This is a genomic window from uncultured Sphingomonas sp., assembly GCF_964021865.1.
GTDB lineage: Bacteria > Pseudomonadota > Alphaproteobacteria > Sphingomonadales > Sphingomonadaceae > Sphingomonas.
Genome location: NZ_CAXIAM010000040.1, coordinates 1 through 13,647, shown reverse-complemented (window position 1 = coordinate 13,647; position 13,647 = coordinate 1). Strand labels below are relative to the sequence as shown.

Here is a 13,647-nt window from a genome sequence, read left to right as displayed (position 1 = left end):
CGAAGCGCGTGTTCGTGGCGCGGTGCCTGCGGCCTGTGCTTCGACAGGCTCAGCACGAACGGGGGAGTGGATGTCCACAACTTCGTCATTCCCGCGGAGGCGGGAATCCAGACGCGCAGGTCCTGCGATAGCGGCGAAACGTCAGAGGTTCTGGATTTCCGCTTTCGCGGGAGTGACGGTGGGCGCGGGGGCGCCCACTCGCATCACGCCACCGGCAAGCCCTCCAACACCTTGTCGAGCGTCAGCGGATAGTCGCGGATGCGGACGCCGCAGGCGTTATAGACCGCGTTGGCAACCGCCGCGGCCGCGCCGCACAGCCCCAGCTCGCCGACGCCCTTTGCCTTCATCGGCGAGGTCTTGTCGTCGAGCGTGTCGAGGAACACGACCTCCTGATGCGGCACATCGAGGTGCACCGGGACATGGTACTCGGCGAGATCGTGGTTCACGAAATAGCCGAAGCGCGGATCGACCACCGCATCCTCCATCAACGCCGCGCCGATCCCCATCGTCATCCCGCCAATTACCTGGCTGCGCGCCGACTTCGGATTGAGGATGCGCCCGGCATCATAGACGCCCGACATTCGCCGCACGCGGATCTCGCCGGTATAGACGTTAACCGCCGCCTCGACGAAATGGGCGCCGAAGGTCGCCTGCGCATAATCCTTCTCGAGCGTGCCGTACTCCATCGCGTCCTCGCCGCTGATCCCCTCGTCGCCCGCCGCCTTGGCGAGATCGACGGAGCGGTTGCCGCTGGTCACCTTCCCATCCGCAAAGGTCACGTCGTCGGAGTTGAAGCCGAGCTTCTGCGCGATGCGGCGGCGCAGGTCGACGCAGGCGGCATAGACGCCCGCGGTCGAGCTGTTGCCGCCCCATTGCCCGCCCGAGCCCGACGACACGGGAAAGCGGCTGTCGCCGAGCAGCACAACGACCTTGTCGAGCGGGACGCCGAGCATCTCTGCGGCGGTCTGCGCGATGATCGTGTAGCTGCCGGTGCCGATGTCGGTCATGTCGGTCGCGACCGTCACCACGCCCTTGCGATCGACACCGACGCGCGCGCCCGATTTCATGTTCATATTGTTGCGGAATGCCGCGGCCATGCCCATGCCGACCAGCCAGTCGCCGTCGCGGACCTGCGCCGGCTTGGGGTTGCGGCGGCTCCAGCCGAACTTCGCCGCGCCTTCCTCAAGGCAGCGGACGAGATTGCGGTCGGAGAACTTCCGCTCGGGCTTCTCGGGATCGACCATCGTGTCGTTAAGGACACGGAAGCGCACCGGGTCCATGCCCAGCTTTTCCGCCATTTCATCCATCGCGACTTCCAGCGCCATCATCCCGGGCGCTTCTCCCGGCGCGCGCATCGCATTCGCTTCGGGCAGGTCGAGCACCGCCAGATGCGTCTCGGTGAGCCGGTTGTCGCCGGCGTAGAGCAATTGCGTCTGGTTGGCCGCCGTTTCGGGTCCGCCGCCCGGCAGGTCGCCCGACCATGTCTGGTGCGCGATCGCGGTGATCTTGCCGGTCTTGTCCGCGCCGATGCGGATCCGCTGGATCGTCGCCGGGCGATGCGTGGTGTTGTTCATCAACTGCGGGCGCGCGAGCGCGACCTTGACCGGACGCCCGGCCGCCTTTGCCGCGAGCGCTGCCATCACCGCGTCGGAGCGCACCCACAATTTGCCGCCAAAGCCGCCGCCGACGTACGGCGAGACGATGCGGATCTTTTCCTTGGGGATCAGCAGCGTCTCGCTCATATCGCGGACCGCCCAGGCGATCATCTGATTGCTGGTCCACAGCGTCAGTTCGTCGCCATTCCACGCCGCGATGGTGGCGTGCGGCTCCATCATCATGTGGCTCTGGTCGGGCGTGGTGTACATCGCATCGAGTTTGACCGGCGCGCTCGCGAAGGCACCCGCGAAGTCGCCGCGCGCGGTCTTCATCTTGTCGCCCTTGGCGATCGGCGCGCCGTCCTTGACCGCCTTCAGCTCATATTTGCCTTTGCCGCGGGCGTAGTCGACGCGGACACGCTTGGCGGCGTCGCGCGCCTGCTCGAATGTCTCGGCGACGACGATCGCGACCGCCTGGTCGTAATGCTCGACCTCCGGACCGGCAAGCATCGTCGCGGTATGCGCCTTGGCTTTGGCGAGCTTGCCGGCGTTCTCATAAGTGACGACCGACAGCACGCCGGGCGCGCGCTGCGCATCGGCGATGTCGATCCGTGTGATTCGACCCTTGGCGACGGCTGCGCCAACAATCACGCCATAGGCATGGTTCGGTGCGACGTCGTTGCGCTCGAAGGCATAGGGAGCGGTGCCGGTTACCTTGAGCGGGCCGTCGATGCGGTCAGTGGCCTTGCCGATGACCTTCTGCTGATCGATCGGGTTGCGGCCGGCGGGGGTGTCGAACTTCATGCTGCGCGTCCTTCGGCGAGCACCGCGGCCAGCGTGCGCTCGACCAGCGGGATTTTGTAAGCGTTCTGCGATGTCGGTGTGGCCCCGGCGAGTGCGGCAGCGGCGATCGCTTTCGCTCCGCCGTCCAGTCGCGCCTCGGCGGCGGTGACCCGCCACGGCTTATGCGCGAGGCCGCCGAAGGCGAAGCGCGGCGTGCCGCTTTCGGGCAGGATCGCGGCGACCGAGATCGTCGCGAAAGCGTAGGAGGCACGGTCGCGGACCTTGCGATATATGTGCGTGCCGCGCACCGGCGGGGGCAGCGTCACCGCGGTGATCATCTCGCCCGGCGTCAACGCGGTCTCGACCCATGGCGTGTTGCCGGGGAGGCGATGGAAGTCGGCGATCGGGATCGTGCGGGTGCGCCCGCCACCGTCAACCGTCTCGACGGTCGCGTCGAGTGCGCGCATCGCCACCGCCATGTCGCTGGGGTGGGTGGCGATGCAATCCTTGCTGGTGCCGATCACCGCCAGTGCGCGGCTGTACCCGCCGAGCGCTGCGCAGCCCGAGCCGGGCTTGCGCTTGTTGCACGCCTGGTTGGTGTCGTAGAAATACGGACAGCGGGTGCGCTGGAGCAGATTTCCCGCGGTCGTCGCCTTGTTGCGCAGCTGCCCCGATGCGCCGGACAGCAAGGCGCGGCTGAGCACACCATAGTCGCGGCGCACACGCGGATCGGCGGCAAGCGCGGTGTTGCGGACCAGCGCGCCGACGCGCAAGCCCCCGCTGGGCATCGCCTCGATCGTGTCGAGCCCGAGCCGGTTGACGTCGACCAGATGGGTCGGCGCCTCGATCTGCAATTTCATCAGGTCGAGCAGATTGGTGCCGCCCGCGACGAACTTCGCGCCCGGCTTCGCAGCAACCGCAGCGGCGGCTGCGGCGGGGGAAGCGGCGCGCTCATAGGTGAAGGGCTTCATGCGACGTCCTCCGCGCCAGCGACATCTGCGATCGCGGCGACGATATTCGAATAAGCGGCGCAGCGGCAGATGTTGCCGCTCATCCGCTCGCGGACTTCCTGCGCGTCGAGACGACCGGCGGCGTTGAGGTCGGTCGAGACGTAGCTCGGCACGCCGTCCTTCACCTCCTGCAACATCGCCACCGCGGCCATGATCTGACCGGGGGTGCAATAGCCGCATTGATAGCCGTCGTGCTTGACGAAGGCGGCCTGCATCGGGTGCAGGTCGCTTGGCCGGCCGAGACCTTCGATCGTGGTGATGCTGTCGCCGTCGTGCATCACCGCCAGCGTCAGGCAGGAATTGATCCGCTTGCCCTCGACCATCACCGTGCACGCGCCGCACTGGCCGTGGTCGCAGCCCTTCTTGCTGCCGGTCAGGTGCAGATGCTCGCGCAGCGCATCAAGCAGCGTGACGCGCGGATCGAGATCGAGCGCGCGCTTCTTGCCGTTGACGGTGAACGATACCGGGACGGTGGCAGCGGGTGTCTCGGCGGGTAGCGGTTGCGCATCGATCGGCAGCGCCACGGTAGAGGCCGCTGCCGCCCCGCTGACGAGCGCCCCGCGGCGCGTGAGGCAAAATCCGTTGGTGTCAGTCATGTCGATCCTGCTGGGAGAGCGGGCAGGAAAGCCGCTCCCGGCGATGAAACGCGTTCGATCCAGGTTATATCCGGCCGCAACACAACGATACGCGACCCGCTGGCGGGCGGGGACAGCCTGTATTAACATCGGTGTCAAAAGCATGGAGAGGATAGAGCATGGCATCGGTTGCGACGCTGGAACCCACCACGATGGCGCCGGGCGAGCGGAAAGCGCGGGTCGATCTGGCCGCCGCCTATCGGCTGGTTGCGCTCTATGGCTGGGACGATCTGATCTTTACGCATCTGTCGGCACGCGTGCCCGGGCCTGAGCATCACTTCCTTATCAACCCTTATGACATGATGTTCGAGGAGATCACCGCCTCCTCGCTGGTCAAGATCGATGTCGACGGGCAGCCGGTCGGCGTCAGCACGCATCCGGTCAACCCGGCCGGGTTCACGATCCACTCCGCGATCCATATGGCGCGCGACGATGCGCAGGCGGTGATGCATCTGCACACGCCGCACGGGCAGGCGGTGAGCGCGATGGCGTGCGGGCTGTTACCGCACACGCAGACCGCGATGATCGCATCGCACGACGTCGCGTATCACGAGTACGAAGGGATCGCGACCGATCTGGACGAGCGCGAGCGGCTGGTCGCCGATCTCGGTGCGCGGCACGCGATGATCCTGCGCAACCACGGCACGCTGACGGTCGGTGATTCGGTCGCGTCCTGTTTCCTGCGGCTCTACTTCCTTGAACGCGCGTGCGAGGCGCAGGTGCTGATGCTTGCCGCCGGGGCGGACGGGCTGCACACGCCGCCGCAGGGAGTCGAGGATAAGGTAGCGCGCCAGTCGCCGCCGGCAGGGGTGGGTATGCTCGCGCGCGGGTTGGCGTGGCCGGCATTGTTGCGCAAGCTCGACCGGATCGACCCGTCCTATCGCGATTGACGCTTGGCGTGCGCCTGCCCGGTGCGATACGCGAGCGCTAACAATGCGATGGAGAGGATGATGGCGATGTGGCGCATGTTGATGGCGGGATCGACAATGGTGATCGCTGCGCCGGCGATGGCGCAGGAGGCGACGCCGCGGTTCGCGCACATCTTCGCCGATCATGCCGTGCTCCAGCGCGATCGGCCGATCGCGGTGTGGGGGCAGGGCGCGCCGAACGCGCCGGTCACCGTGCGGCTGGGCCAGCAGAGCGCTACCGCGACCGCCGATGCGCAAGGGCGCTGGCGCGCGACGCTGCCGGCGCAAGCCGCGGGTGGGCCGTACACGCTAACGGTCGATGGCGGGCAGACGCTGAGCGACATCATGGTCGGCGACGTCTTCCTATGCGGCGGGCAGTCGAACATGGAGTTCATGGTCAAGCAGTCGACCAACGCGTGGGGCGCATTGCAGACACCGGCCGACCCCGACCTACGCTATGCCACGATCCCCGACACCAGCCGCGCGCGGCCGCTTGCCGATCTGGAAGCACCCGCCAAATGGCAGCGCGTCGGTCCGGAGACGGTCGGCGACGCTTCGGCGGTCTGCTACTACATGGCCCGCTCGCTGCGGCAGAGCGAGAAGGTGCCGATCGGCTTCATCAATTCCGAATGGGGCGGTACGCGGATCGAAAGCTGGATCAGCCCGGCGTCGCTGGCGACGATCCCGCGGCTGAAGGATGGGATTGCGGCGGTTGACCTCTACGGGCGCGATCCGGCCAAGGCGCTGGCGCAGGACGGCGCGCGGCGCGAAGCGTGGTGGAAGGCGCATGATCCCACCAGCGCGCGACAGGCGGCGTTCCGGCGTCCCGGCTTCGACGATGCAAAATGGGCGACGATCCCGACCGCGGCATGGAAGGAAGCGGGCGTGCCCGCGCTGGCCGCATTCGAGGGCGTGATGTGGCTGCGCGGGACGATCGAGCTGACCGCCGAGCAGGTCGCGGCTGCGAAGACGCTGCAACTCGGGCCGATCGACCAGTATGAGGAGACGTGGGTCAACGGCCGCTATGTCGGCGGCGGCAGCGTCAACTGGGCGTGGCGGCATTACGATGCGCCAGCCGGGACCTGGAAGGTCGGACGCAACATCGTCGCGATGCGGGTGCTGGGTGGCGCGAACGGCGGCGGGCTGACCGGTGCCGCGCAGCGCGGGCTGGAACTGGCTGACGGGACGGTGGTGCCGTTCGCGGGACCGTGGCGCTATTTGCAGGGCCGCGCGCTGACCGGCGAGAAGATCGCCCCGGCGCCGTGGGACGTGCCCAATAGTCTCGCGACGCTCCACAACGGCATGATCGCGCCGTTCGCTGGCTACGGGCTGAAGCTGGCCGCCTGGTATCAGGGCGAGTCGAACGCGGGCGAGGCATCGACCTATCGCGAGTTGATGACGCTGTTGATGGCGGATTGGCGGCGGACGTTTGCAGCACCGGCCTTGCCGTTCTTCGTCGTCCAGCTGACCTCCTACGGCAAGCCGTCGACCGCGCCGCTGCAGTCGGGCTGGGCGGAACTGCGCGAGGCGCAGGCGCAGGCGGTCGCGCAGGATGCGCACGCCGGGCTGGCGGTGACGCTGGACGTCGGCGATCGCTTCGACATCCATCCCACGCAGAAGACCGTGGTCGGCGATCGGCTGGCGCGGTTGGCGCGCGTCATCGCCTACGGCCAGCCGGGGCTGCGCAGCGGGCCGGAAGTGGCGGGCGTGTCGCGCAGCGGCGGCGATCTGGTGGTGCGCTATCGCAACGTCACCGGCGGGCTGCATACCTATAGCGCGGGGCAGGCGATCGGGTTCGAGGCGTGCGCGGGCGATACATGCCGCTACGTCCCGGCGGAGGCGCGGGGCGACACGGTGGTGTTGCCGGGCGCGAACGCCGCTGCGGTGACGAAGGTGCGCTATGCGTGGAGCGACGCGCCGTTCACAAACCTGTTTGATGGCGCGGATTTGCCGGCCGCACCGTTCGAGCGGGTGGTGGAGTAGGGGGCAGCCGATGCTTCTGTTTTGACACGATCCGTTCGTGGTGAGGAGGGGCTGAGCCTGCCGAAGCCACGTCTCTAACCACCTGCCCTTCGAGACGCCGTTTCGACAAGCTCAACGGCTCCTCAGGACGAACGGCATTATTGTCACGTGCTGCGCCTGATCTGAAACGAAAATGGCCCCGGCATTGCTGCCGGGGCCATTCGCTTGCTGCACGCAAAGCGAAGCGAGATCAGTCGCGATCGTTGGTCAGGAAGGCCGGGGCGAAGGCGGGGGCGTCGCCCTCGTCCTTGCCGCCCTCGCCGCGTTCACGGCGTGGACCGCGGCCTTCGCGACGGGGACCGCCCCGGTCGCCACCACGATCGCCGCCGCGACCGCCACCGTCACGGCTGCCGCCGTCGCGACGCGGACCACGGTCACCGCCACGATCGCTGCGCTCCCGCGGCTCGCGCGCCGGGCGCGTGTCTTCCAGCTCGGCGCCGGTTTCCTGATCGACGACGCGCATCGACAGGCGCACCTTGCCGCGCGGATCGATCTCGAGGACCTTGACCTTGACTTCCTGGCCTTCGCTCAGGACGTCCGAGACCTTCTCGACGCGCTCGTTCTTGATCTCCGAGACGTGGACGAGACCGTCCTTGCCGCCCATGAAGTTCACGAACGCACCGAAATCGACGAGGTTGACGACCTTGCCGTTGTAGATCTTGCCGACTTCGGCTTCCTCGACGAGGCCCTTGATCCACTTGATCGCGGCTTCGATCTGCGCCGGATCCGACGAGCTGACCTTGATCACGCCCTCGTCGTCGATGTCGACCTTGGCGCCGGTCGTGGCGACGATCTCGCGGATCACCTTGCCGCCGGTGCCGATCACTTCGCGGATCTTCGACTTGTCGATGGTGAAGGTCTCGATGCGCGGTGCGTGGGCGGAGAGCTCGGCGCGGACTTCGCCCAGCGCCTTGTTCATCTCGCCCAGGATGTGCGCGCGACCGGCCTTCGCCTGGTTGAGCGCCGCCTCGAAGATCTCCTTGGTGATGCCGGCGATCTTGATGTCCATCTGCATCGTGGTGATGCCTTCGGACGTGCCCGCCACCTTGAAGTCCATGTCGCCCAGATGATCCTCGTCACCCAGGATGTCGGACAGGATCGCATAATCCTTGCCCTCCAGGATCAGGCCCATGGCGATGCCCGAAACGGGGCGCTTCAGCGGAACGCCCGCATCCATCAGCGACAGCGAGCCGCCGCAGACGGTGGCCATCGACGACGAGCCGTTCGACTCGGTGATGTCGCTGGTCACGCGGATGGTGTAGGGGAATTCCTCCTTCGACGGCAGCACGGGGTGCAGCGCACGCCATGCCAGCTTGCCATGGCCAATCTCGCGACGGCCCGGCGCGCCGAAGCGGCCCACTTCGCCGACCGAATAGGGCGGGAAGTTATAGTGCAGCATGAAGTGCTGGTACGACAGGCCGTTCAGACCGTCGATCATCTGCTCCGCATCGCGGGTGCCCAGCGTGGTGGTGGCGATCGTCTGCGTCTCGCCGCGCGTGAACAGCGCCGAGCCGTGCGCGCGCGGCAGGAAGTGGACTTCCGCCTCGATCGGACGAACGGTCTTGGTGTCGCGCCCGTCGATGCGGCGGCCGGTCTTCAGGATCGCGGTGCGAACGATCTCCGCCTCCAGCTTCTTCACCAGCTTCAGGCTGGCGAGATACGCCTGCGGATCGCTGTCCTTCAGGTCGGCCATGCCGTCGCGCGCCTTGGTGCGCGCGGCGTTGATCGCGGTCTGGCGCGCCTGCTTGTCGGTGAGCTTGTAGGCCGCCTCCAGATCCTTGCCGATCAGCTTCTTCAGCTTGGTCTTGACGGCGGCGCTATCGGCCTGGACCTTCAGCTCCCACGGCTCCTTCGCCGCCTGCTCGGCCAGATCGATGATCGCGTTGATGATGTCCTGCGACGCCTTGTGCGCGAACATCACCGCGCCCAGCATCACGTCCTCGGACAGCTCCTTGGCCTCCGACTCGACCATCATCACCGCGTCGTGAGTCGCGGCGACCATCAGGTCCAGCTCGCCCTCGACGACCTGCGCGTCGGACGGGTTGAGGATGTACTCGCCGTCCTGATAGCCGACGCGTGCCGCGCCGATCGGGCCCATGAACGGCACGCCCGACAGCGTCATCGCCGCCGAGGCCGCGATCATCGCCAACAGGTCGGGCTCGTTCTCACCGTCATACGACATCACCTGCGCGATGCAGTTGATCTCGTTGTAGAAGCCTTCGGGGAACAGCGGGCGGATCGGGCGATCGATCAGGCGGCTGACCAGCGTCTCACGCTCGGTCGCGCCACGCTCGCGCTTGAAGAAGCCGCCGGGGATGCGGCCGCTGGCGGAGAACTTCTCCTGATAGTGAACGGTGAGCGGGAAGAAGTCCTGCCCTTCCTTCACGGTCTTGGCGGCGGTCACGGCGCACAGCACCACCGTTTCGCCGAGCGTCGCGATCACCGCGCCGTCAGCCTGGCGGGCGACCTTGCCCGTCTCCAGGGTCAGCGTCTTGCCGCCCCACTGGATTTCCACCTTCTTGGTATCGAACATATGATTTCCTTCACTCCCCGCACCCGATGCGCGGGGGGCCTGCGTACGGGCCGATGGTGGCCCGGGAAGATATGGCCGTATTGCCGTCTCTTCCGTCCCGGCTCCAGCGGGCCGGGGAGGGAGTGCCGTCTGGCGCCCCTACATGCTGGACCCAGCTTACGCCGGGATGACAAAGAGAAATGACAAAAGGGGCGACCTTGCGGGCCGCCCCTTGATGTTACTTGCGGAGCCCGAGCTTCGCGATGAGCGCCAGATAACGATCACCGTCCTTCTTGCGGAGATAGTCGAGCAGCGAACGCCGCTTGTTGACCATCATCAGCAGGCCGCGGCGGGAGTGGTTGTCCTTGGCGTGGCCCTTGAAGTGCTCGGTCAGGTTCTTGATCCGCTCCGTCAGGATCGCGACCTGCACCTCGGGCGAACCGGTGTCGCCTTCGGCGCGGGCGTTGTCCTTGATGACTTCCTGACGACGTTCTGCGGTAATCGACATAAGTGTTCCTACGACATCTTCTATACGTTGAAGCCACGGACGACGCGAACGGAGCCCTGCTCCACCTCGACCAGTGCGACGGGCATTTCTCCCAGCATGGCAAAGGCCTGACCGTCGTCGGCGGCGATCCCGGCCAGCACACGCCCCTGACGGAGCGCCCCTGCCTGGTCGGGCGTGAGTGCGAGAGCCGGGATGTCGTCCAGCCCTGCGCTCAATGGCAGGAGAGAGTGTTCAAGGCTGCGCGCCTTAGCGAATTGGTCCAGTTTGTCCAGCGTAATCGCCTGATCAAGCGTGAACGGTCCCGCTTTGGTGCGACGCAGATAGGTGACATGCCCTACCGTGCCGAGCGCCAGCGCGATATCGCGCGCCAGGCTGCGGATGTACGTGCCCTTTGAGACATGCGCTGAGAACGTGGCGTCTTCGAGCGGGTCGTGGCCTGATGCGGCGGCCAGCGTCACGCTGTGGATTGTGACGTCGCGGCTGGCCAGCACCACCTGCTCGCCGGCGCGCGCGAGATCATAGGCGCGCTGCCCGTCGACCTTGAGCGCCGAATAGGCGGGCGGCACCTGTGCGATGGCGCCAGTGAAGCGGGGCAGCACCGCGGCGATATCCTGGGCGGTGGGGCGGGTGTCGCTGGTCGCGATCACCGTGCCCTCGGCATCGAGCGTATCGGTCTGTTCGCCGAAGCGGATCGTGAAAGCATAGACCTTGTCGCTGTCGAGCATCCGCCCGGCCAGCTTGGTCGCCTCCCCGATCGCGATCGGCAGCACGCCGGTCGCCAGCGGATCGAGCGTGCCGCCATGCCCGACCTTCGCCCTGGCATAGCCGCCGGTGCGCAGCGCGCGCTTCGCCGCCGAGACGCCCTGCGTCGAGCCGAGCCCGAGCGGCTTGTCGAGGATCAGCCATCCGTGCACCGTCACCCGCCGATCGCGTTCGCGAGCGCGAGATACCGTTCGGCGAGCGCCTGCGCGGGCGGCTGGACCAGCCGCTGCACGATGTTTGCGCCGGGAACCAGCGCGGGCAGGACCAGCAGCAACATGATCAGCAGCGGAAAGCCAAATCGCGCAAGCCGGTCCCAGCGCTGCGCCAGCCGCTCGGGCAGCAGCCCGGCGACGACGTGTCCGCCGTCGAACGGCGGCAGCGGGATCAGGTTGAAGATCGCAAGGAAGACGTTGATGAGGACGAAGTTGAGCAGGTTGGCGGCGACGAAAGCGGTGAGGCTGCCCGGCGCGACGCCGTAGATATCGCGCGTGAACAGGCCCAGCAGCACCGCGCCGACCAGCGCCAGCACGAGGTTCGATCCCGGCCCGGCGAGCGCGACCAGCATCATGTCACGGCGCGGATGCGGCAGGCGTTGCGAGTCGACCGGCACCGGCTTGGCCCAGCCGAACACCGGCGCCTTGGCGATCGCGAGCAGCAGCGGCAGCGCGACCGTGCCGATCGGGTCGACGTGGCGCAGCGGGTTGAGCGACAGCCGCCGCTGTTCCTCGGCGGTCGGATCGCCGAGCGCGCGCGCGGCGAGGCCATGTGCGACCTCGTGGAAGACGATCGCGATGACGAGCGGAATGATCCAGATCGCCGCCGACCAGATAATGCCGTTGGGGTTCATGCCCGCGCAGATAGGGCGGGGGCGGGGGGATGGCTAGGCATATGGGTGTCTGTAACCTTATTGATCGTCCGGAAGTGGAATGACTTTCCAAGACGATCCCATATTTCCCCTTTCGGCCATATGCCCGGGATCAACGGTCGGCAGCGACAGCAAATCCGTATGCCACGCAAGAACGTGCGCAGTATGGATGAAGCGGCAGTCGTCGCCAAAATCATGATCGTCGGCACCGCACATGAATTGCAGGTCGCCGTTGCTCTCATGAAGAAACAAGAGAACGGGCGCGCCTTCCATGACATGGATGCAGGTGAAGCACCCGCTATCCGCATCGAAGGTGTAGCCGGCCAGGCTTATCGTGGAGGTGTCCATGGCGTTCTTCTCGCACGACGGCCGCCGGACGGGCAATCGAACCAAGGGCATCATTCGTAATCGGTAAGTGCCTGCCTAAAATGCCGCCGACACAGCGCAACATAGCGATCGTTGCCGCCGATCTCGGTCTGTCGCCCTTCCGCAACCGGGCGGCCTTCGGCATCGACGCGCAGGTTCATCGTCGCCTTGCGCCCGCATGCGCACACCGACTTGATCTCGATCAGCGAGTCCGCCAGCGCCAGCAGCCGCGCCGATCCCTCGAACAGCGCCCCGCGGAAATCGGTGCGCAGCCCGTAGGCGAGCACCGGTATCCCGGCGCGATCCGTCAGCACTGCCAGTTGATCGACCTGCGCGGCGGTCAGGAACTGCGCCTCGTCGACCAGCACGCATGCCAGCGGCGTTTCGGCATGACGCGCGAGCGCGCGTGCGGCCAGATCGGTGGCCGGATCGAACATCGTCGCCGGCGCGGACAACCCGATCCGTGACGCGATCGTCCCGGCCGCGAAGCGATCGTCGACCGCGGCGGTGAACAGCATCGTCGCCATGCCCCGCTCGCGATAATTGAAATCGGCCTGGAGCAGGTTGGTCGATTTGCCGGCGTTCATGCTGGCATAGTAGAAATAGAGCTTGGCCATCAGGCGGGTTGCTCCACAGGCACCGGCGCGCGCGGTCCTGCGTGCTCGTGCGGGCCGCGTCCGAAGCTGCCCGCCACCCATCCGAGCCGGTCACGCACCGCCTTTGGCATGACCACCTGTCCCTTGGCGGAAAGGTTCGTATAGGCAGTCACGCCGGTAAAATCCGTCTTACCTCATTCGCCGTCAAGATCGCGCGCCACCTCGGGCTTGCGCAGCAGCGCGTCGATGTGGCTGCCCTCGTCGAAACTCTCGTCGGCGAGGAACTTGAGCCGCGCGGCATATTTCATCTTCACGCGCGTCGCGACCTCGCGTTGCAGATAGGCGGTGTTGGTGCGCAGCGCCTTCAGCACCGCTTCCTCGTCCTTGCCGAGCAGCGGCTTCACGAACACCGTCGCGTGGCGCAGATCGGGGGACATGCGTACTTCGGTGATACTGACCATATGGCTGGCCAGCGTCTCGTCGTGCACGTCGCCGCGCTGGAGCACTTCGGACAGGATGTGGCGGACCTGCTCGCCGACGCGCAACGTGCGGACGGATTTTTCTGGCTTGTCGGTCATGTCGAAAAACTCCCTCTCCCCTCCGGGGAGAGGAGCCGGTGTCTCACCGAGGAAAGCGCTCGTGGCAACCCCTCACCCAACCCTCTCCCCGCCGGGGAGAGGGCTATGACGTTGAGACTTACAGCGTGCGCTCGCGCAGTTCGACCTCAAAGGTTTCGAGGTAATCCCCCGCCTTGATGTCGACAAAGTTCTGCGTGAACGTCACGCCGCACTCCAGACCGGCGCGCACTTCGGGCACATCGTCCTTGAAGCGGCGCAGCGACGCGATCTCACCATTGTAGATGATGACGTCGTTGCGCGTGATGCGCGCCTTGAGCGCCTTGCGGATGACGCCTTCGGTGACCAACAGGCCGGCGGCCTTGCCGTGCTTGCCCGCCGAGAAGACCTCGCGGATTTCCGCACGGCCGACGACGGTCTCGAACGCTTCCGGCCCGAGCTCGCCCGCCATGCCGGCGCGGATCTCGTCGATCAGGTCGTAGATGACGTCGTAATATTTCAACGCCACCT

Annotated in this window: 12 protein-coding genes and 1 pseudogene; 2 read left to right on the top strand and 11 right to left on the bottom strand. The window is 66.6% G+C overall.

The genetic code is table 11. The features are described 5' to 3' along the window. Positions 1-203: 203 nt before the first annotated feature. From paoC to paoA, 3 genes are read right to left on the bottom strand one after another with little or no spacing between them, the layout of a single operon-like run. Complete coding sequence (gene paoC / locus AADI75_RS11240) at positions 204-2,399, bottom strand: aldehyde oxidoreductase molybdenum-binding subunit PaoC (RefSeq protein WP_341209117.1); 2,196 nt, start codon at positions 2,397-2,399, stop codon at positions 204-206. Then, complete coding sequence (locus AADI75_RS11235) at positions 2,396-3,349, bottom strand: xanthine dehydrogenase family protein subunit M (protein ID WP_341209116.1); 954 nt, start codon at positions 3,347-3,349, stop codon at positions 2,396-2,398. Before AADI75_RS11235 ends, paoC begins: the two co-directional genes overlap by 4 nt. Beyond that, a complete protein-coding gene (paoA, locus tag AADI75_RS11230) occupies positions 3,346-3,984 on the bottom strand; it encodes an aldehyde dehydrogenase iron-sulfur subunit PaoA (protein ID WP_341209115.1) in 639 nt (212 codons plus the stop codon). The genes AADI75_RS11235 and paoA overlap by 4 nt, the downstream gene beginning before the upstream one ends. 158 nt (positions 3,985-4,142) lie before the next feature. On the opposite strand from paoA, the gene AADI75_RS11225 reads away from it, so the two are divergent. Together AADI75_RS11225 and AADI75_RS11220 are read left to right on the top strand one after the other, a co-directional pair. Beyond that, positions 4,143-4,913 (top strand): class II aldolase/adducin family protein, encoded by a 771-nt coding sequence (locus tag AADI75_RS11225; protein ID WP_341209114.1) that lies wholly within the window; start codon positions 4,143-4,145, stop codon positions 4,911-4,913. 60 nt (positions 4,914-4,973) lie between these two features. After that, complete coding sequence (locus AADI75_RS11220) at positions 4,974-6,914, top strand: sialate O-acetylesterase (protein ID WP_341209113.1); 1,941 nt, start codon at positions 4,974-4,976, stop codon at positions 6,912-6,914. A gap of 229 nt (positions 6,915-7,143) precedes the next feature. Here the strand turns inward: AADI75_RS11220 and pnp are convergent, their stop codons facing one another. From pnp to AADI75_RS11180, 8 genes and pseudogenes are all read right to left on the bottom strand, one after another. Next, positions 7,144-9,486, bottom strand: coding sequence for a polyribonucleotide nucleotidyltransferase (gene pnp, locus AADI75_RS11215; protein WP_341209112.1), 2,343 nt, complete (start codon positions 9,484-9,486; stop codon positions 7,144-7,146). A gap of 217 nt (positions 9,487-9,703) precedes the next feature. Further along, positions 9,704-9,973, bottom strand: coding sequence for a 30S ribosomal protein S15 (rpsO, locus tag AADI75_RS11210; protein ID WP_028966110.1), 270 nt, complete (start codon positions 9,971-9,973; stop codon positions 9,704-9,706). A 20-nt stretch (positions 9,974-9,993) separates the two neighbouring features. Further along, positions 9,994-10,887 (bottom strand): tRNA pseudouridine(55) synthase TruB, encoded by an 894-nt coding sequence (gene truB / locus AADI75_RS11205; protein WP_341209137.1) that lies wholly within the window; start codon positions 10,885-10,887, stop codon positions 9,994-9,996. A gap of 2 nt (positions 10,888-10,889) precedes the next feature. Further along, entirely contained in the window at positions 10,890-11,582 is a 693-nt protein-coding gene (locus tag AADI75_RS11200; RefSeq protein WP_341209111.1) for a site-2 protease family protein, read from the bottom strand. A gap of 57 nt (positions 11,583-11,639) precedes the next feature. Then, positions 11,640-11,948, bottom strand: coding sequence for a hypothetical protein (locus tag AADI75_RS11195; protein ID WP_341209110.1), 309 nt, complete (start codon positions 11,946-11,948; stop codon positions 11,640-11,642). A gap of 50 nt (positions 11,949-11,998) precedes the next feature. Continuing rightward, complete coding sequence (locus tag AADI75_RS11190; RefSeq protein WP_341209109.1) at positions 11,999-12,583, bottom strand: thymidine kinase; 585 nt, start codon at positions 12,581-12,583, stop codon at positions 11,999-12,001. 173 nt (positions 12,584-12,756) lie between these two features. Next, positions 12,757-13,140, bottom strand: a complete 384-nt coding sequence (gene rbfA, locus AADI75_RS11185; protein ID WP_341209108.1) for a 30S ribosome-binding factor RbfA — start codon at positions 13,138-13,140, stop codon at positions 12,757-12,759. A 118-nt stretch (positions 13,141-13,258) separates the two neighbouring features. Further along, positions 13,259-13,647, bottom strand: a pseudogene (locus AADI75_RS11180) (translation initiation factor IF-2); the annotation flags it as partial.